The organism is Pseudomonas sp. Irchel 3E13, from assembly GCF_900187455.1.
GTDB lineage: Bacteria > Pseudomonadota > Gammaproteobacteria > Pseudomonadales > Pseudomonadaceae > Aquipseudomonas.
The window spans coordinates 179,313-198,527 of record NZ_FYDX01000012.1 but is presented as its reverse complement, the minus strand read 5'-3'; the positions used below and the strand labels follow the sequence as shown (position 1 = coordinate 198,527).

Annotated in this window: 23 protein-coding genes; 13 read left to right on the top strand and 10 right to left on the bottom strand. The window is 56.3% G+C overall.

From position 1 onward, the window contains the following. The first annotated feature begins 26 nt into the window (after nt 1-26). The 7 genes from CKW37_RS21945 (at nt 27) to CKW37_RS21925 (ending at nt 5,307) form a co-directional block, all read left to right on the top strand. On the top strand, nt 27-380 hold the full coding sequence (locus tag CKW37_RS21945) for a hypothetical protein (RefSeq protein ID WP_095158357.1): 354 nt from the start codon (nt 27-29) through the stop codon (nt 378-380). Between the two features lie 591 nt (nt 381-971). Then, nucleotides 972-1,193: a hypothetical protein gene (locus CKW37_RS21940; protein ID WP_095158356.1), complete on the top strand. Its 222-nt coding sequence runs from the start codon at nt 972-974 to the stop codon at nt 1,191-1,193. 127 nt (nt 1,194-1,320) lie between these two features. Further along, a complete protein-coding gene (locus CKW37_RS21935; protein WP_095158355.1) occupies nt 1,321-3,030 on the top strand; it encodes a DUF4942 domain-containing protein in 1,710 nt (569 codons plus the stop codon). A gap of 226 nt (nt 3,031-3,256) precedes the next feature. Next, a complete protein-coding gene (locus CKW37_RS21930) occupies nt 3,257-3,508 on the top strand; it encodes a hypothetical protein (protein ID WP_095158354.1) in 252 nt (83 codons plus the stop codon). Between the two features lie 175 nt (nt 3,509-3,683). Then, entirely contained in the window at nt 3,684-3,995 is a 312-nt protein-coding gene (locus tag CKW37_RS32590) for a hypothetical protein (protein WP_143502101.1), read from the top strand. A 173-nt stretch (nt 3,996-4,168) separates the two neighbouring features. After that, nucleotides 4,169-4,555 (top strand): hypothetical protein, encoded by a 387-nt coding sequence (locus CKW37_RS32585; RefSeq protein WP_143502099.1) that lies wholly within the window; start codon nt 4,169-4,171, stop codon nt 4,553-4,555. Nucleotides 4,556-4,608: 53 nt separating this feature from the next. After that, nucleotides 4,609-5,307: a GNAT family N-acetyltransferase gene (locus tag CKW37_RS21925; protein ID WP_095158353.1), complete on the top strand. Its 699-nt coding sequence runs from the start codon at nt 4,609-4,611 to the stop codon at nt 5,305-5,307. A gap of 135 nt (nt 5,308-5,442) precedes the next feature. Here the strand turns inward: CKW37_RS21925 and CKW37_RS21920 are convergent, their stop codons facing one another. Continuing rightward, nucleotides 5,443-5,817 carry a hypothetical protein gene (locus tag CKW37_RS21920; protein WP_143502097.1) on the bottom strand — a complete coding sequence of 125 codons (375 nt, stop codon included), beginning with the start codon at nt 5,815-5,817 and terminating at the stop codon, nt 5,443-5,445. 508 nt (nt 5,818-6,325) lie between these two features. Between CKW37_RS21920 and CKW37_RS21915 the strand changes: the two genes are divergently transcribed. Continuing rightward, the gene (locus CKW37_RS21915; protein WP_095158351.1) at nt 6,326-6,544 is read left to right on the top strand and encodes a hypothetical protein; all 219 of its coding nucleotides are present in this window, start codon (nt 6,326-6,328) and stop codon (nt 6,542-6,544) included. A gap of 1,102 nt (nt 6,545-7,646) precedes the next feature. Here the strand turns inward: CKW37_RS21915 and CKW37_RS21910 are convergent. The 9 genes from CKW37_RS21910 to CKW37_RS21865 form a co-directional block, all read right to left on the bottom strand. Continuing rightward, the gene (locus CKW37_RS21910) at nt 7,647-8,426 is read right to left on the bottom strand and encodes a hypothetical protein (RefSeq protein WP_256587828.1); all 780 of its coding nucleotides are present in this window, start codon (nt 8,424-8,426) and stop codon (nt 7,647-7,649) included. 97 nt (nt 8,427-8,523) lie between these two features. After that, the gene (locus CKW37_RS21905) at nt 8,524-8,808 is read right to left on the bottom strand and encodes a zinc ribbon domain-containing protein (RefSeq protein WP_177454463.1); all 285 of its coding nucleotides are present in this window, start codon (nt 8,806-8,808) and stop codon (nt 8,524-8,526) included. A 512-nt stretch (nt 8,809-9,320) separates the two neighbouring features. Continuing rightward, nucleotides 9,321-9,590, bottom strand: coding sequence for a hypothetical protein (locus tag CKW37_RS21900; RefSeq protein ID WP_095158350.1), 270 nt, complete (start codon nt 9,588-9,590; stop codon nt 9,321-9,323). Then, on the bottom strand, nt 9,587-10,321 hold the full coding sequence (locus CKW37_RS21895; RefSeq protein WP_095158349.1) for a hypothetical protein: 735 nt from the start codon (nt 10,319-10,321) through the stop codon (nt 9,587-9,589). The genes CKW37_RS21900 and CKW37_RS21895 overlap by 4 nt, the downstream gene beginning before the upstream one ends. Nucleotides 10,322-10,379: 58 nt before the next feature. Next, nucleotides 10,380-10,700, bottom strand: a complete 321-nt coding sequence (locus CKW37_RS21890; protein ID WP_095158348.1) for a hypothetical protein — start codon at nt 10,698-10,700, stop codon at nt 10,380-10,382. Nucleotides 10,701-10,794: 94 nt separating this feature from the next. Further along, nucleotides 10,795-11,211 (bottom strand): hypothetical protein, encoded by a 417-nt coding sequence (locus CKW37_RS21885; protein WP_143502095.1) that lies wholly within the window; start codon nt 11,209-11,211, stop codon nt 10,795-10,797. A 521-nt stretch (nt 11,212-11,732) separates the two neighbouring features. After that, on the bottom strand, nt 11,733-12,503 hold the full coding sequence (locus tag CKW37_RS32580; RefSeq protein ID WP_143502093.1) for a hypothetical protein: 771 nt from the start codon (nt 12,501-12,503) through the stop codon (nt 11,733-11,735). Between the two features lie 246 nt (nt 12,504-12,749). After that, nucleotides 12,750-14,156, bottom strand: coding sequence for a heavy metal sensor histidine kinase (locus CKW37_RS21870; RefSeq protein WP_305885285.1), 1,407 nt, complete (start codon nt 14,154-14,156; stop codon nt 12,750-12,752). Further along, nucleotides 14,156-14,833 (bottom strand): heavy metal response regulator transcription factor, encoded by a 678-nt coding sequence (locus CKW37_RS21865; RefSeq protein WP_010955863.1) that lies wholly within the window; start codon nt 14,831-14,833, stop codon nt 14,156-14,158. Before CKW37_RS21865 ends, CKW37_RS21870 begins: the two co-directional genes overlap by 1 nt. Before the next feature lie 193 nt (nt 14,834-15,026). On the opposite strand from CKW37_RS21865, the gene CKW37_RS21860 reads away from it, so the two are divergent. From CKW37_RS21860 to CKW37_RS21840, 5 genes are all read left to right on the top strand, one after another. Next, nucleotides 15,027-15,386, top strand: a complete 360-nt coding sequence (locus CKW37_RS21860) for a co-regulatory protein PtrA N-terminal domain-containing protein (protein ID WP_095158343.1) — start codon at nt 15,027-15,029, stop codon at nt 15,384-15,386. Nucleotides 15,387-15,576: 190 nt separating this feature from the next. After that, nucleotides 15,577-15,783: a co-regulatory protein PtrA N-terminal domain-containing protein gene (locus CKW37_RS21855; protein WP_095158342.1), complete on the top strand. Its 207-nt coding sequence runs from the start codon at nt 15,577-15,579 to the stop codon at nt 15,781-15,783. Nucleotides 15,784-15,966: 183 nt separating this feature from the next. Beyond that, the gene (locus CKW37_RS21850) at nt 15,967-17,808 is read left to right on the top strand and encodes a copper resistance system multicopper oxidase (protein WP_095158341.1); all 1,842 of its coding nucleotides are present in this window, start codon (nt 15,967-15,969) and stop codon (nt 17,806-17,808) included. 14 nt (nt 17,809-17,822) lie between these two features. Next, complete coding sequence (locus CKW37_RS21845) at nt 17,823-18,140, top strand: hypothetical protein (protein WP_256587827.1); 318 nt, start codon at nt 17,823-17,825, stop codon at nt 18,138-18,140. Next, nucleotides 18,130-19,206, top strand: a complete 1,077-nt coding sequence (locus tag CKW37_RS21840) for a copper resistance protein B (RefSeq protein WP_095158339.1) — start codon at nt 18,130-18,132, stop codon at nt 19,204-19,206. Before CKW37_RS21845 ends, CKW37_RS21840 begins: the two co-directional genes overlap by 11 nt. Nucleotides 19,207-19,215 lie beyond the last annotated feature (9 nt).

Sequence of the window (19,215 nt, the reverse complement as noted above, 5' to 3'; positions counted from 1 at the left end):
AGTCGTCTGAACCATCAAGGAACACCATGAGCTACTCCAACAAAGTGCTACGCCAAATTGCTTTTACCCTTGGTAATCCCATTGGCTATATTGGCTTACCATGGATGATGGCCCTCGTGACAGTAGGGGTCACCATGAAACAGTTCAATAATGGGGTTGTTTCAATCCCGTTCTGGGTGGGGGCCTCCCTGATCCTGACCTTTTTCGCGCTCCCCTTTTATTCGGCTTACACCGGTAAGCGGATTCTCCGGGCTATTGAGAAAGACTACGGCCCTCGAACCCGCCAGGCGGTGTACGACAAGTTCGCCATGGCAAAAGAGGGCGAATTGTTCTCGCTAAACATTCCATGCCTTGCCAAGGGGGTCGGCGAGGGGAAATAGATATAGCTTGGGCGCCTGATGCCCATAGCTTTAGGAGCCCGCCTGATTCAGCCCGAGCTTCGCGCCAGACCGGTTCAAGCTCGGCAATCACTATGCCCGAGGCCCCTGCAGTTCAGGAGACCTTAACCAGGCGTTCGTTTAGTACGGCATAGCTTCGGAGTTGGGGCTTACTGGAGCGCACACAGACCTGGACCTTGCGTATGCCTCCAAGCGATGCGTACCCAAGGATCACAACCAGCAATCGATGGCCATCGCCATCGCCAATGTCACGTCAGAATATGACGATGCACGTGATGCGCTCACGTCAAAACTCAGCCCAGTCCAGCTGGCGCGAGCTCAGGCAACCACCGGGCAATAGTTCGAGCTCTAGCGCTCGCAGAACTGGCCAGGAATGTCGTTCGAAACCTTGTGCACGGTCAACGCCCCCCGCTCTATAGCTCTTACCGGGCAGGGATCAAGGACGCTTGCGCGTGTCTCCCTGCACCCAGCCAGGCCGGAAGCATTCGATAAAAATGACTTGGCTGCCCCTTGCGCATTCGACTTCTCAGGAGAGACTTTTTCATGAAGCCGGATTGCGAAGGATGCCGAGACATGACCCAGTTCAAGAACGTTGTAATTCACAAAGACTACCGAAACCTCCACGGCGAGCTGATCGCCACCGCCGGGGCAAAGGGCGTCATCCGCAGCGAAGATCGTGGCCGGCTTGGCGTTGACTTCACCGACGACGTCAGCAGCTGCTTTGTTGCCGACGATGCTTGTGGCCGCAAATTCCACGAGATCCCGGTCTACCACATCAAGTACCTCTATTCCTGAAGGTCGAACAGATCCCTTAGGGGCTATTGCAGACCGCCGAGAAGAATCTTCGATTTCACGCTGACGACGACCACGCCTCCTTCACTGGGGGCTTCTGCAGTACTGAAACTTTCTCGAGATACTGCCCATGACTGACCTCTCCCACGCCCAAATTGGTGACCTTGTCGAAGACGCTTGCGAGTTCTTCGCCCCGGTCGCCTCCGACCTGGTAGACGGTCTGATTGGTGGTTACCAGGCCGAACGCGCCCGTATCGAGCAGTTGCACGAGATGATGACGGGTGGTGGCTACAGCGTGGCGCTCCATCACTTCATGGAGGGCAACACCAGCGAACAGGGACGCTACTACACCACCAACATCGCGAATTTGATGCAGCTGGAGCCGGCCATAGGATCGCTCAACGCGTCCTACTGGGGTAAGGCCCTGGCACTGACCGACGTCTATGATTGCATGCCCCAGAAACGCCGCTCCGAATGGCAGGAACAGATCCGCAACCCATTGGGCAAGAAGGCTCACAGGCGGCGGTCGTCGGAACAGGTCGAGGAAGAGTGGGAGATCCACCCTCTGCCTGATTTCGAAGAGATGAGCGTGAGGTCCACTCTCAACGAGTTGCTGTTGTCGCGCTCAAGGTTCTTTGCAGAAAGGGTCGACGGTATATTCCGGGCATTGTCCGGCGATCACGTCACAAACCAGTCTGGCGCCTTCGGCAATCGGTTGATCGTCGCCAACATGATCACCAGCTATGACACCATCGATCATGACCGCTCTGGATACCTGAATGACCTGCGCTGCATCATCGCTAAATTCATGGGGCGCGAGGAGTTGAAACACGGTGATACTCAGCCACTTTTGACCGCGTTCCGTCGTCGTACGGGCGAATGGTTCGACGTCGATGGTGGCACCCTGCGCATGAAGCTGTTCAAAAAGGGGACCTGCCATATCGAGGTCCACCCGGAAATGGCATGGCGACTCAACGCGGTATTGGCCAGCATCTACCCATCTGCCATCCCGGCAAGTTTCCGCACCAAGCCAAAGGCCAAGGCCAAACAGCACAAGGTTTTCGTGAAACCGTTGCCGTTCCCGGTGATTGCCATGCTGTCGGCTATGCGATCTGAGCCGAATAAACCTGTGAAGTGGGATCGGTGGCAGGAACCACGGCAGCCGCTGACGGCAAACCCCTACGCTCTCCAGTTCTATGGCGATCGCAACGCGGCAGTCCAGGCCGAGGCAGAAAAGGTCCTGGCCATGATCGGTGGTGTGCGCCATAACAAGAATTCGCACGTATGGTTTGAGTTCGCTTTCGACCCCCGGGAGGCGCTCGACGAGATCATCATCAGCGGCTGCATCCCAGATACCAAAGGGCATCAGTTCTACCCAACCCCCGGTACTCTCGCTGAGCTGGTAGTCGATCTGGCCGACATCCAGGAGGGGCATTCCTGCCTCGAGCCGCAAGCAGGGGTAGGCGGCCTTGCCGATCACATGCCCAAGGACCAGACCCGTTGCATCGAGATCAGCGAGTTGCACTGCAAGGTGCTTGCAGCGAAGGGCTTCGACGTTACCCAGGCTGACTTCCTTGAATGGGCGAGCACGACTGATGAGCGATTCGACCGGGTCGTATGCAACCCACCATTCAGCGAAGGCCGCTGGTTGTCACATTTGAACGCTGCAGCAGGGTTGCTGGCGGATGACGGCCAGATAACCGCGGTTCTGCCGGCCATCGCTAAGCACAAGGAGTTGCTCCCAGGCTTCGAACTGGAGTGGTCCGGCGTAATCGAGAACGCCTTCGCCGGCACTGCGGTATCGGTCGTTGTCCTGGTGGCAAGGCGTAAAGCGGCCTGATCCTGGACTGGAAACGAGGCCTAGAAGCCAATTGCTAGCCCCGATTGTCAGACCGGGGTTGGTGCCACCTGCAGGGCAGAATTGGGGCTTGCGAGATCCGCGACTGTGGGAAAATTTAAGCTACAGGGCAGCGACTCGATGGGGGCAGAGAGCCTGACCAAAGGGTCTTTCAGAGGGCCTGAAACGTGAAGCAGGCCGCTCACATAGGAAGGCAAGAGGAACGACCATGAAAAGCAAAGTCATGCTCACCGGAGCAGTACTCGCCGGCTGCGCATTGGCAGTAGTTGGTGTGCTGTCGGTCGCAAGCACATTTAAGGCTGCAACCGTTTCCGAAATTCAAGCGGCTATGGCTGGGTCAGACTGTGCCGCCAAACTGCTCATGCAGGCCAACCGCGGTGCGATCGAGATCCGACGCCGGGACCTGGTAGGTCTCAAAAAGCGGTGCCAGCCAATTGACCAGCAGGCGAAAGCCTTCTGAGGGTGGGGGGCTGGGCGTTAGCTGTGGTGCGAGTCAGCGCCGCGGTGTTCCTCACTTTCGGCAATAGTGCTGGTAAGTAGGAAACCGCTCAGCTACACCCATAAGCCCTGTGATACTGGGGCTAGGTATTAAGAGAAGATGCGATTTTCGCGCACACGAAATGATGGATATTCTGATGAGACTTGAAGCCACACCTTTAAACAGCCCTGCTTGGTTGGTTTTTTACTCGGTCCTAACGACCTGGAGTTGCGCGAACATACCTACGGCGTTTGCGATGGAATGGTGGTTTGGTATTGGGGCAGTAGGTTTTGCTGCTGTGGCGGTCGCGTTAGTGATTGTTTCTTGCCGAGAGCTAGGCAAAGGTCTGTCCGGTACCCATCCGCGCCCTCCGTTAGTCGAGGATGTTTCGGCAACGCCAGCGGTTCAGGCTCTTGAAACTAAGCTGGATGCTCTTTGTAAGCACCTCGGTGTCAACACCGTAAATTGAGGGAAAACGCATGTTCTACGAGAGCGTCAAAGCAGCTTGCTAGGTCTGGAGGACACCGCCTCAGCAGCATCCCAATCCCCGGCCTAGAAAACTGGGGCCAGGCGCCATGGTGAATCACAATTCGAGCAGTGGAGTACCAGCTTCCCGGCTTAATCACGGAAACGGAGAGAACCTTGCAGTCCTTACTTAAAAAACGTATCGAGAAGCTCAGTCTTCTGCGCAACGCCCTGCTTTTAACAATGGCCGTATACTGGGCAGGGCTAGTATGGTATTTCCCGCTCGCTCCGGGAGAAACCATTCTTTCATCGAGTTTGAAATGCGGCACGGTCATAGCATTGTTACTGACCGGATTCGTTACGAGATGGAAGCCCTCGACAAAGGCAGTCTGCGCTAATTCAGCAATCTTAATTGGGCTGTTGATTAATCCGCTCAATTGGGAAGCAACATCAGGTTATGAGAACTGGATATCGATACCAGCTGTTGCATTTTTTATTGCTTCACTACTCGTCGAGGCTCGCCGATTCCAGTTGTCTCGTTATTCTGACCTTCGACTCAGCTGATGCATTCTCTCGTTAGATCAGACCTTCTACTCACTTTTGTTTAGGAATCCCGAATGAGCATCACTCGCTACCATGCCACTCCACCCGGTCAAGCTATCGGCGAGCAAGTGCTCAAGCTCGTGGAGGACAACATCACTGAGCTGAGCATGCTCGCTGTACCGCCCAGCAATCTTCTCTACGAGATCTATCGTTGGGCACTACCCACCGAAATTGGGGCGTACATCAGTCGCATAGGCAAAGTCGCCAGTGAGCCGGTAGAGCTCCTGGTGGCATTCGATGACGCAGCTCCGCATGAAGTAGTCGGATTTCTCCTGTTCTCTCCAGTGCCCACCCACCCTGAGGCGTGCGGGGTCAACTACATGGCGGTCAAGCAATCCCATCGCCGCCGCGGTATTGGTACCCAGTTGATGAAGATGCTGATCGGACAGCACCCCCACACTGAGCTCACCTGCCAGATCAAAAAGGTACCGTTCTACGAATCACTTGGCCTTCAGGTGTTGGACTCACACAACACTCAGGTGGTGATGAACACGCGTTCGGCGAGCACTACAGGGCTGATGGCTGTTCTCGACGTGAGTCCGATCTATGAGTCGAGCGAGGTCAGTGCGCATCACAGCGGCCTGGTGCAGCGCTGGGGCCTCAGGGCAATGACCCAGGCAGAGAAACAGCTTGAGCGCCACGTTGCGCAGCTTGCGCGACATGCCAAGGCATTCGCTGACGCCCGTTCTAAAGCTGTCCAAGCCCCAGAGTGACTTCAGGCATATATCAGCGACTGCCTACAGGCATTGAAACGTGAGGTTGCGGCAGGAGGGTAGGGCGCGAGCATCGCGCCCAGGACTGGCCGTAGTTTGATCCACAAGCCCTGGCCAGGGGCATGACCGACGGCCTCAGTGTGGGGCATCTACCGATTCGGCATGGGCCTTTCGCAGGGCCGCGGTGAAGCTTGCCAGTGATGGAACCTGATCAAGGGCAAGGTACAGCTCTTCAATGCTCGCACCTGGAGGAAGAGCGGTTATCGTGTCATCGAGCGCGAGCTTCTGGTCTGGGCTGAGCGTCAGTCCAGCAGACTGCTCTAAGTAGCGAGCCACAAACTCCCGGTTGTCCTTCAGTCCACCCGCTCGGAGCGGTGCAGCTGCGATTGGAAAGTCATCAGCCCGAATACGGCCGCTTTCGATGCCTCCAATCACATTCTCAAAGGCAGCGTTCAATCGTTTCTCATCAGCGGCGAACGCCGCGATTTGCTGAAGTTTTTGCTTGTCCACCGGTAGTTCTCCTTTGAAAAAATCAGCCCTAAATTTCGCATAGCAGCGTAGGAGGAAATTGTCCTCAGCGCTACACCTGGTGACGTCGACTATCGGGACGCTACGGTCACCACGCATCGGTGCTTGAGTCCAGGTACGCAGAACAAATAGCACAACCGAATTACCGATTAGCAAAGGGAACGTGACTCCAGGTAGACAATTGGCCCAACGAGTCAGCACCAGGCCCAAGTCTTTGTAATTTTCTCCTTATCAGCAAACGCACCCAATGGGGCAGGTTGTTTCCGCTGATCGACCAGCACAAGTTGAACTCCCCCGGCAGGAGAGTGGAGGCCGCCCGGCTATCAGGCCCTTTTTAGGTGGCAGATTGCCGATTCATGGCTCCCCTAGGTCCGTGACAATACCGCCGGCACCGGTGGTGCTGATCGTTGATTCTGTTCGCCATTCAAGCTACCGGACCGGTCAATCGAGTCATCTCCACCAGATCAAGAAATCGACTAAGGGTTTGGCTATGAAATTCATCTACAAATTCAGCAACCTCATTGCCTTCGCAATCGCCACCGCACTTTTTCTTTGGATCAGGCCTGGGGAGGAATTCCTTCGCGAAGTCGGCTTCCAAAGCGACTTGATCCGGATGACGATGCTCGCTTTTGCCTTCGTTCCTGGCATTGTGGGCGGCGCAGTAATTCGACTATTGGTGGCTTCGGAGGATGTTCCAAGCCAGCGCTGATACACGTGACGCCTTTCTCTGAGGTGGCCCGGCGACTGCGCATAAAGGCGATAAGCTGTTCCAGCCCAGTCGATCTCCCAACGCAAAGTAAACTTTCGACACGCGAAAGCGCTGGAAACCACGGGTATCAGACCCTTTCCAGGTGGCAGATTGCCGATACATGGCTCACCCAGGTCCATGACAATATTGCCGGCACCGGTGGTGCTGATTGCTAAATCTGGAGGGTCAGGATGAGTCGTCTTATTTGTAAGGCTGATTGGAGTTCACAATGCCAGTGAATCCGAAACACCCAGTCAGCCAAGCGCTCCGGAAGGTCGGTTGCGCAATAGTGATCTGCGGCCTTGGTGGCTATTCCCTTTTCACGTTCCTTGGTCCTCAGCCGCCTAGACAGCTAGAACTGCCTGGCGTGACTGTCTCTCAGGCTGATCTGGCTTCAATGACGACTTGCGTGGATGGGGTCAGCTACCTGACTCGCTTGGGGAACCCTGTTACAGCACTGCTCGATGCGCAGGGCCTGGCGATAGGTTGCAGTGGTGGGCAGAACGCAGGTTTTGAACAGTTTGGTGTGAGGTACAGAACCTACTGCATCAACCGCATACAGGTTGTGAGGCTGATTGAGCACCGTAGAGACAGCACGTTCGTCCGGTACAGTCCGGACACTGGCCGGCCTCTGGTCTGTGACTCTGTTTCAAGTGAGAACGGATCCTCGTATAGCGAGCGGTAGGGGCATTAGGCAGCGCCCCTGAGTTGCTCGCCAATGTTGATGCCTAGGTCACCCTTCGATGGGTCGCCCGGCGACAGTGAATCACGCCGCTAAGCTGTTCCAACCGATTGCCCAGCAGATGGGGAATCGGATGACAGTTCGGGCGGATCTACCGGCCAGCCGTCACGACAGCCAGGGCGCTGGCAGCGCAGGTTCGTTGGAACGTCAACTGCTGCCATTGGATCGCCGAGCAGGGTCCTTAGGCGACATTTCGGGTCGCCGGTTAAGCTGACAAGGTGGTAACGCTTGGGCGAACGAACATCCGGGCGGTTGAACCAGCTGGCATCACGTGTTGCTGCCATCAGGGGGGAGGGTGTGGTCATGATAATTGCGCCCTGTTCAGACTTGTTTGTATTGGTACGCTTCTTCGCGTAGGACGGATCGCACCGCGCGAGCTCGTGACGTATCAAACGGATTGCGGGTTGGTTCATGCCGAAGCCTTTGCGCGGCTCGGCTGATCTTTTGAATGCGCGATCGCAGCCAGTTGGCATCTGCGGTGTACGTGGCATCTTGATTATTCGCCAATAGCGCCTGCAATTTGTCCCACAGTTCTGGGGTCAGGATCACCCGTCCAAGGACATGGAAGTCATGGTGGTGCAGCGTCGAACAGTCCTCGGCGCTCATCGCCTCCAGGTTCGATGGGATACCCGCGCAGAACCGGTCGGTTTGAAAGATGCGTTTGGCATGGGCGAGCATCGTGCCGGCCGACAGCTTCCCTCGCTGCAGAGGAACGATCACCCGGGCACCGTCGGCGATCCAAGCGCCTACTCTTTTTGCGTGCACCTCCCACAGTGCTAGCGTTGCGGTCTGGTCACCAATGACATCAGGCGCGACGATGCTCAGGCCATCAGGCCGATCGGTGTGACCCAGGACCGTTTCATACGCAGAGAACACCCGAGACCAGTTCACCACATCACCTTTCTGGAAAGCTGCAAAGGCCCCAGAGTCGATGAACACGGCACCTCCGGCGTCGAGGTGGCGTGGTACCACACGGATCAATTTGAGGGTGTCCAACAACGTTGCAACGACCCCAACAGGAATGCCTTCGTCGACTGCCGCTCGCAGGTCGCTGCTCGCACTCATGCCCGAGTGGTACGCCAACGCCCAAGTAAAGTCCATGATCTCACCACCAGTTTCGTGGACGCGAATACCGCGCCCCTCCACGACCACAACCCCGCATGGCAGGGGACGTGTGTGCCGGCGGCAACTTGGTCGATCAGTCGATATCGGTGTCTGGGGCCAGATCCATGGTTGTTCCGCTCGCGACCATTGGCGATTCATCTCGAGATTGTTGTGCCGCCTGGACAACCGCCGCAATGAAGGCTGGCGAGGCATCGTTGAACGCCCGCTGCTGATCGTCGATCGGCAGCTTGATGATCTCCTCAAGAGTCAGAATGCGGCCGGCAACATAGTCCTCATAGCCACAACTGGTGCAGCCAGTGTTTTCGACTGGTAGGGCCTGAGCGCACCCCGGGCAAATTGCTGATTTCAGATTGAGCATGCTGGCGCATTCCTGCAGGTTCACGGGCGCTTGATTAGCACCCTGGCGCTGACGTAGTCCCGACGCCCGGGACTGTTCGATGAGGGTGATGTTACCGAAGGCAAAAAAAGTGCAAGTCGGCGATGAGTGGTACCCAAGTGGGCAAAGGCTCGCAAGGGTAGGGGGCAGGGGCGACATTTGTCAGCTGAGTGTCCAGGTCCAGGTTTGCTTGTCGAGGACAGGGATCCTCTCTGACCCGTTACTGGACGTGTTAGCTGAATGGTTGCTGCTCGCTGAATTCGGCGGCGATGTTTTGGGCTGGGTCAAGGTCGGTGGCAGACGCGAAACTCGCACCCCGCTACTGCTGCCCAGCAGAGGCATGGCTTGGGCGGTACCATGCATTCCAGAAACGCCGAATTCGCCAAGCCTCACCATCTCATGATGAAAAGCGGTCCACCCGGGCCGGGCCATTATGGTTACCGGAAATTCCGCCGCGCGCACGACCTGGACCACGGCGGCGAAACCGCGCTCGATCACGCCGGCGGCGCCTGCAGTCGATCGGCATCGATCAGTTGGTCGCTCGCTTCGGCGCTGTGTGCGATCGGCACCCCGGGCCGCTTGTAACGTAGGCCGACGATATCGCGCAGATACCGGTGCCGAGCGGCATCAGCGCGCAGTGCCTCGACCTCGGCTAGCAGGGCGTTGTAGTCGCTGGCCAGCACCACGGCTTCGCCGGGCGGCCAGATCCGCGGGTCACCCTGGTCGACCTGGACACGTCGAGCGTAGAAAGTTTTCCCGGTCATGCTGCCACTCTCCCCGAAGCCGCCTCAACCCGCTTGAACTCAACAACCCATACCCACGGATTGCTCGCCCAGTCGCCGCCGGTGGATTCCCACAGCTGCCGAAACGCGCTAATCGCGTCGGTACCGGACGGCGTGAAAACCTGCTGTGTGCCGGCCGGAATTGGCGCCGGCGTGCTTGCGCTGTAGAGCACCCGGCCATTAACTTCGCCGGTGACGACCAGGCCCTCGGCGATGGCCTGGTCCTCGGTGATCGCCTGCAGGCGCTCGATGCGTCGCTCGGTGACCTCCAGCTCGATGCGTGACGCCCAGCGTGGCATGTGAATTGAGGGCCGCGTCTTGCCCTTGGTAATCATCGCGCAGCCAGTCTGCCGTAGCGCATTATCGGCCAGGTAGACGATCGGTTCGCCGTGACTCATGTCGCGGGGTGCCACGCCGTCCAACTGCTGATCAGCCGCCCAGGCTTCGCGACCCCACAGCCGATCGCCCGGGCGTCCATAGGGGGACTCGCCGTGAATACCCAGCAGTTCGGCGCATTCCTGCTCAGTGCGTGCGGAGACGACGAATCCGTAGCGAGGGTCGTATTGGGCCACAGCTGTCCAGGGCCATTCACTTTCGATGGGACTGAGGTGCGGAATCTGGCCACCCTTGACCAGGCGGCGGGTCACGGTCTTGCGGCCGTCAAGGACTGCCTTGGCCATCGGCCCGTTGAACAGTATCGGTATCTCTTGCATGCGGTGGTGCTCCTGGGATTGGGCTTCAGAGGCCCCGGCGAACCGAGCAGGTCCTGGTTTAACAGCCGAAATGGCGCTCTGCGGCCAACTCAGCATCGATTTCAGCATCCAAGCGAGCTTCCTCCCGACTTTCGCGGCGCTCGACCACCAGCAGGCGCTTTTCGGCAAACGTCATTGCGGCTACGTTTGGAACCTGTACGCGACCCAAACCTTTGCAGTCCTGGCACTCAACGTCATAGTCGCCTGCCATGTAGCTAGCCTGCTCGTCGTCGTGCATGTCGTGCCATTCACTGGAAGTAAAGCCGTTCGAGAACGCTGGATTTTCAACCTTGCCATTTCCTTCACAGCAATCGCAGATGACCCATTTCAACTTCTTCATGGCGATTCCCTATCAGTTCCGCGGGGGCGAAAGTCGCCACAGCTTCTACGTCCTCGGCCCCACTCAAGGCGGGGCTTTTGCAACCTAGGGTTGGTCAGCAGCGGTTTGCAGCAGCCTCAACGGCCAGATCCGGCATCGCCAACTCAAGCGCTGCGTGGTTCGGGAACTCGCGGTACAACTCCAGGAATTCGTGGTCTTCGGCGTCGAACGCATGAACCAGGCATGCGGTATCAGGATGGGGCATCCCGGTACCGTCCGGATCAGTGATGTGGAAACGCACGCTGCCAACCACCTTCGCGGCGCACACTTGGAAGGCGTCAGCATCTTCAAGGTCGTAGCCAGCAGCCGACCACAGATCGCAAAGCTGGTTGATCGCGCGCTGATCCCACTCCGCCTGAGAGTAGATACCAAAGGCGCCTTCTTGAACGCTGCCGGAGGACACCCAGGAGAACGGCACGTCGCATTGCATCGCATGCTTGAGTTCATCGGTCATTAGGTTGTGAGCATTCATCGCAGATTCCTTCACTCAATCGTCATTGACTAGGCATCGTTCCAGTCAGCTGGTGATCAGTTGGCTTTTTCACCGGGGTACCGCTGCTGCTCTTTGGAGTGAAGACTCGTTGGCCTTTTGGCTGAACATCCAAACTGCGAGCACAGTCCCGACTTGTTACTGGCATTATCCAGCATCACCTGGAAGCGCAAGTAGCAGACTGATCTCGATACTGGGTCGAATAGCTGGATCTCGGGCTGTAAGCGAGCGTCACCCATTGCAGGATCTGCACCCTTACTAACGGCGGTACCAGTTGAGTTGATAGCATCTGGCATCCGCAGGTATCTGGTCCGATACCCAGCGCAGACAATCCAGATACAAACGTTCAGGCTTGCTCGGACTGGGCCGAGTTGCTTGGACCAGATAGGCCGAACCACCAGATGTGACGATGTAGTCGCCGGCGCTCAAGCCTTCTGCACCGTCGATGTATAATTTACAAGGGGTGAAGGGCTCACGGCGGCTAGCCATAGTCGATTTCCCATCTATTCGTCGTAATCCGGATTGGTCCAGGTGTTGTCAAAAGGGCAAACCCAGATAATCCGGGGAAAACGGAATCGCGGAAGCATTTCAGCGAAGGTCAACATAACATCCGGCGCATCATCGAAACTCATACGCCGCAAGCTCGAAGGATCAGGAATGTGCTCTTCCACCAGCCTCGGATCAGCCCATCCTCCCGGAAGCTCGGCGCCCTCTGCTTCGACCACGGCCAGCGCCTGTTCAACAGAACGTGCGACGACCACAAAATCGTCGCCGATGTGCCACGCTCGTAGCGGCAATTGGCGCTCTGACGCCTCCAGTTCCAGTAACGCCTCCACGCGCTGCAGCGCCGCACGGGCGTCCACATCATTCGGAGCAGTGTCTACCGCCCGGTGCCGTTCGGCGAGCTTATCGAACCAGAAGAGGTGGTTGTGATAGACCGCCGCATCGGCCGGCTCCAGCGCCTGGGCGGCCTTGCGTGTTGCCCAAGCGTTAGCCACCGACTCGGTGTCTGACGCGGCAAGCCATTGGCTGCGCTCGTCGTCGGGAATGCAATTCCACCACGCGATACCCGCCGCCTCATCGGCTGTAGGCGAGCGTTCTGGTGACTCAGTGTGCGGGGGGGGGGGGGCATCAGGCCTCCTGTCGCATTCAAATGGCGTGGCGGAAAAGCCCCGCCCTGGTACTGCATTTATGCGGACCAATTCTGTAAATAAAGTCCGCACCTCATTGAAAATAGCTGATTTTTCTACACCTGATGTGGGAATTAACGTCACATATCAGGCATTTTGATGAAAAAGTTTACAATTCCAGATCAACATTTGGCAGCGCGCCTAGAGGTTTTGAGCCATTTACGACACACATGCTCGAAGGCTTCACGCCAGTCAAAAAGAAAATAAGATGCACATCGGCCTCGCTCAAATTCGGGAATTTCCCTTGCCGAAATCTTTAACCGGGAATCGAAACCACAGCTCTACGTTCGAGACCGAGCCACACATCACTGTGGATGTGCAGACTTAGCATTAATGACGCGAGCGATTGTGAACTGTCCGGTGCGCTGCAGGAAAAACGAAATTGAATGCTGTAACCCCTTCGGACGAGGTGCACCAGACTTTTCCATCATGCGCTTTTACGATGGAACGGGTAATGGCCAGACCAAGCCCTGCATTGTTAGGCCCCCCCTCTCGCCTTGCCGGGTCGGCCCGGTAGAAACGATCAAAAATCTTGTTGATGTGTTGAGGGTCAATGGTGGCCCCACCGTTTTTGATCGTAAGGGTTACTTTGTCTGCGGCTTGCTGAATTTCTACCGAGATCTCGCTTCCGTCCGGTGTGTATCGCACGGCATTGGAGAGAATATTGGATACAGCTCGATCGATCATGAGCCTGTCTCCGGAGATAGTACCTTTCCCTTGAAGCGTGAGTCGTATGCCTCGATCGTCCGCCAGCAGCTGGTAGTACTCAAATAACTTGGAAACGAGGTCATGAAGCTGGATGTCAACCTGCTCAGGGATGATGAGGCCGTTGTCTGACTTGGCGAGGAAGAGCATGTCATCGATCATGCGTGACATTCGCTTCAGATCTTCCAGGTTTGAATACAGGTTTTCTTCATACGCGTCGACGTCGCGCTTCCGGGTCAGCACCACCTCGGTGTGCGTTAACAGGTTACTGACAGGTGTTCGCAGCTCATGCGCGATATCAGCTGAGAAATTGGATAGACGAACGAAGGCATCTTCCAGGCGTGCAAGCATCCCGTTGAAGGACAAGATCAGTGTTTGCAGTTCGAGTGGTACAGGCTCCAGAGGGATGCGCTCTTGAAGTGACCTGGCAGATATGGACGTAGCAACCTTCGTGATCTGTTCGACGGGGCGTAGACCACTTTTCGCGACCAGCCAGCCTATACCAGCACTGACCAACGCACTGATAACCAAACCAATCGCAAACCACCGTTGCAGGGTTTCGAAGAAGTGCGCATGGCTGGTGATATCCAGCATCAGCATGACGGTTCCGGGAGCTGGTTGGCCCAGGATCTCAACGTCAGTGGTGATACCACGGAAATTATGGGATTCGTCCTGCCATTCCCACATCTCTTCCTTGTCGGCGCGCTTGTAGTTATCTGGAACTTGTACTGCTTTGAGATCTGAAAATAGTACCTCACCCTCTGAGGTCAGAATCTCCGCCGTCAGATCCTGATGAGCACCCAGCAATGCGCGGAGTTGTGGTCTCAGCTCTTCCATTCCCGTTCCAGGTGCCTGGATTGACAGGATGTGTCTTGTTGACTCCAGCTTTTCAGACAGCGCTTGTTCATCGAGCATGCGGAAGTGATGCTGGCTCAGCATGTTGAAGCTGATGCCTGCGACCACAAGAACAGCGATGACCGCGAACATGATCATCAGCGTCAGGCGCTTGACGAGCGAGGAACGGGTCAAAATCACTCCGGTGCATCCATCATGTAGCCCATTCCCCGAGCGGTATGTATCAGCTTAGGGGCAAAGTCATCATCGATCTTTGCCCGTAGCCGTCTTATAGCCACCTCGATCACATTGGTGTCGCTGTCGAAGTTCATGTCCCACACCTGGGAAGCAATCAGAGATTTGGGGAGCACTTCACCGCGCCGGCGCATCAAAAGCTCCAGAAGCGAAAACTCTTTAGCGGTCAGGTCGATTCGCTTGCCACTTCGAGTAGCTCTTCGTTTGAGGAGGTCTACCTCAAGATCCGCCATTTTCATGGTGGTCTGGGCTGCTGTGCTGGTGCCCCTGCGTAGCAAAGTCCGCACCCGAGCCAGCAGTTCTGAGAAAGCGAAGGGTTTGATCAGGTAGTCATCGGCTCCCAGCTCAAGGCCCTTCACTCGATCATCCACACCATCCCTGGCAGTCAGAAACAATACGGGGACGTCTTTGCCGGCTGCGCGGACCATTCGCAAGACTTCCCATCCTTCTAGCCCCGGCATCATCACGTCGAGTATCAACAAGTCATAGCTTTCGCTGAGTGCATGTTGAAGGGCATCGGTACCCGTGAGGACCCGGTCAACAGTGAAACCCGCCTCTGCAAGGCCCTGTTGCAAGTAAGCACCGGTTTTCGGTTCATCCTCAGCTACGAGTAGTTTCATGTGCTCAGCTTCCAAAGGTGTACACACCCAGTGTGCAGCAAAAAAGTGAGCTAACCAGAAGCTGACGTAAAAGTAATGTTGGTATCAGCCAGCTGTCAGGGCCTGCCGTCTACGGTCATTGAAGACGGGCGATGCAGTCACGCCTGCCGTTATCGGTAGCAATTGCTTCAACCCCCCTGATGGAGATAGTCCCGTGAAATCGATCAGACTTTTGCTTGTGGCTACATCTATGCTGCTGTCGTCGGCCGTTTTTGCTGAAGGTGGGAGCGATCGGGCAATAGAGCGGATGCAGCAGCTTCGCGACAAAGCCGAAGCGGTTCTGATGAGGGCGGAAAAAGCTGAGCCCGGCCAGCGACATGTGCATATGAAAGAGCACATGACCATGCTTCAGGACCTGATGGGCCAATTGCACCAAGATCACCCCAAAGCGGGTATGTCCAAAGAAGATCACCTGGCGTGGATGGAGAAACACGACAAGATGGTTGATGACGTACTCGATCAAATGGTTCGTGAACACAAATTGATGATGGCGGACAAGGAGTGTCATCCATAACCCTGGATTCGTGGCCGCTCCCCTTCTGCTCCTTTGGCCTATCGGCGCCCACACGGCGCCGTTTTTTGGGGGCCGCATGAAGCTGACGAAACTGTAATGCCGAGCTCAGCTTTCTGAAAGCGCAGCCTGGCTAATGTGACCCTAAGCCTGAACTCCATGGGCCGCACAGTAATCCGCCGAGGAACACCAGATGAACTCGATCAAAGCACTCGTAATGGTTATCACTTTTGGAATGGCCGGCGTCGCTCTGGCTGAAGGTGGTGGCGACCGTACCTTTGCGAAAATGGAGGCTGCCCGCCAGACCGCAACAGAGGCGTATCAGCTCGCACAGCAGAAGACCGACAAGGCGCCGGTGGCAAGCCAGGGCCATAAACACGGGCAGCATGAGAACTGCTGATCCGAGCTTACGGAAATGTAATCACTCGGGAATCTTTTATGTGGCAGTTTCAAATCGCTTTCTCCCACTGTGGCTTGCGCTTTCGAGCAAGTCCCTAAGACTTGTGGGATCCCCAAGGAAGCCGGGCCTGCGACCAAGCGACCCGGATATCAGCGAACTATCTGACTGACTGGACACTACGGCATGCAAAGCAAAACCACGAGACGATCTTTCGTCAAAGGCCTGGCCGCTACTGGATTACTGGGTGGACTGGGCATGTGGCGCGCGCCGGTCTGGGCTGTGACTAGCCCTGGCCAACCGAATGTTCTGACAGGCACCGATTTTGATCTCTACATCGGTGAGTTGCCGGTCAATATCACCGGAGCAACTCGCACAGCCATGGCAATCAACGGTTCGCTGCCGGGGCCGATCCTTCGGTGGCGTGAAGGAGACACTGTCACACTCCGAGTACGTAACCGCTTAAAGCAGGACACTTCTATCCATTGGCACGGCATCATCCTGCCGGCGAACATGGATGGTGTGCCTGGTCTGAGCTTTCATGGCATCGCACCCGATGGCATGTATGAGTACAAGTTCAAGGTCCATCAGAACGGTACCTACTGGTACCACAGCCACTCTGGACTCCAGGAGCAGGTCGGGGTGTACGGTGCCCTAGTCATTGATGCCAAGGAGCCAGAGCCATTCACCTATGATCGCGATTATGTGGTCATGCTTAGCGATTGGACTGACGAGAATCCTGCCAGGGTTCTGTCCAAGCTCAAGAAGCAGTCTGACTACTACAACTACCACAAGCGCACCGTGGGCGACTTCGTCAACGACGTAGGCGAGATGGGATGGTCGGCTGCGGTGGCCGATCGGAAAATGTGGGCTGAAATGAAAATGAGCCCTACAGACCTCGCTGACGTGAGTGGCTACACCTACACCTACCTGATGAACGGCCAGGCCCCGGACGGTAACTGGACGGGCGTGTTCAAGCCGGGCGAAAAAATCCGCCTGCGCTTCATCAACGGCTCGGCCATGACGTATTTCGATGTGCGAATTCCCGGCCTTAAGATGACGGTAGTCGCAGCGGATGGGCAACATGTCAAACCCGTTGCAGTCGACGAGTTCCGCATCGCCGTTGCCGAAACCTACGATGTCATCGTCGAGCCCGAAAGCGAGCAGGCTTACACCATTTTTGCTCAATCCATGGATCGTACAGGCTACTCCAGAGGCACTTTAGCCGTTCGCGAAGGTATGCAAGCTGCAGTTCCGGCAGTTGATCCTCGCCCTCTCATTTCAATGAGCGATATGGGTATGGATCACGGCAGCATGGTTGGAATGGACCAAGGCAGCATGGCCGGTATGGACCACAGCAAAATGGCTGGGATGGACCATGGCAGCATGGCCGGTATGGACCACAGCAAAATGGCTGGGATGGACCATGGCAGCATGGCCGGTATGGACCACAGCAAGATGGCTGGCATGGACCATGGCAGCATGGGAGACATGGGCGGCGCCATGCAGTCTCACCCAGCCTCAGAAACTAATAACCCCTTGGTCGACATGCAGACTATGAGTCCAACGCCTAAGTTGGACGATCCGGGAATCGGCCTGCGCAACAATGGACGACGTGTCCTGACCTATGCGGATCTGCGAAGCACGTTCATTGATCCAGATGGACGTGAACCAGGGCGCACCATCGAACTGCATCTCACAGGCCATATGGAGAAGTTCTCCTGGTCCTTTGACGGCGTTAAATTCTCCGATGCTGAACCCCTGCGCCTCAAATATGGCGAGCGTCTGCGAATCACATTGGTCAACGACACCATGATGACTCACCCCATCCACCTCCACGGAATGTGGAGCGATCTGGAAGATGAGGACGGTAATTTCATGGTTCGAAAACACACCATCGACATGCCTCCAGGCTCAAAACGAAGTTACCGAGTAACTGCGGATGCTTTGGGCCGTTGGGCCTACCACTGCCACCTACTGTTCCATATGGAAATGGGCATGTTCCGAGAAGTCCGCGTGGACGAATGAACTGGAGATCCAAGATGAGCAAACCAATAAAGCGAAACGCCTTTTTCCTCTCTGCTGCGATGGCTGGTCTGTTTGCTGTTTATGCTCCTTCGTCGTGGTCCAGCGACAACCATGAACAGCACACCCAGAAGTCTGCCGATGCCGCGAAATCGAAGGGCTCTCAGGGCATGGATCATGACTCGATGAAGGGTATGGATCATGGTTCCATGAAGGGTATGGACCACGACACCATGAAAGGTATGGACCATGGGTCGATGGAAGGTATGGATCACAGCAAAATGATGGAATCGCATGGCAGCGATAAAGCTAAGGCAGGGAAAGATGACCAATAGCCTGGCACGACCATCGCTGCTGGCATTGACTGTTTCATTCAGCATGCTGGGTGCTGCACCCAGCTTTGCTGCTGAGGAGATGGACCATTCGGCAATGGGGCACGGGGCCATGGAAATGGATTCCGCCCCTTCTGCTGACCCGATGCCAGGCATGGACCACGCTCAGATGGGCGCGAGCAAGCAGCAGAAGAAACCCGCGCCCATTGATCACAGCAAGATGAAACACAGTCAACCTGCGGCCAAACCTGCGCACATGGACCATAGCAAGATGGATCATGGCAGCATGCAGGGGATGGACCATGGGGCCATGGATCACTCAATGATGAACAATGGCTCTGATGCCCCAACGACGACTAGCCGTACTCCGATACCTGCGCTGACGGATGCTGATCGCCAAGCTGCCTTTCCTCCGTTGGGCGGGCATCAGATGCACGACAGCGCGATCAACAGCTTCTTCCTGCTAGATAAGCTTGAGTACCAGGATGCAGACGAAGGAAGCGCGCTGGCTTGGGAAGCTTCTGGATGGGTTGGCAGCGATATCAACCGGCTGTGGATCCGCTCCGAAGGAGAGCGGACGAACGGCGTCACCGAAGACGCTGAGTTGCAGCTTCTGTATGGGCGATCCATTAGCCCATGGTGGGATGTGGTCGCTGGGGTGCGCCAAGACTTCCAACCAGGATCTCCTCAGACATGGGGAGCTTTTGGTATCCAGGGCATGGCGCTCTATGACTTCGAGGCCGAAGCCACAGCGTTCATCGGTGAGAATGGCCAGACAGCTGCTCGGTTGGAGGGCGAATACGACATTCTCCTGACCAATCGCCTGATCTTGCAGCCAACCGCTGAAGCTAATTTTTATGGCAAAAACGATCCCGAGCGCGGAGTGGGTTCTGGCCTGGCAAACACCGAAGTCGGCCTGCGCTTACGGTATGAGATCGTGCGTCAGTTCGCACCCTACATCGGCGTAACCTGGAACCGCTCCTATGGCAAAACAGCAGACCTGATTCGCGATGAAGGCGGGGATGTAGATGAAGCACGTTTCGTTGCCGGCATTCGGATGTGGTTTTGAGAGCCTGAC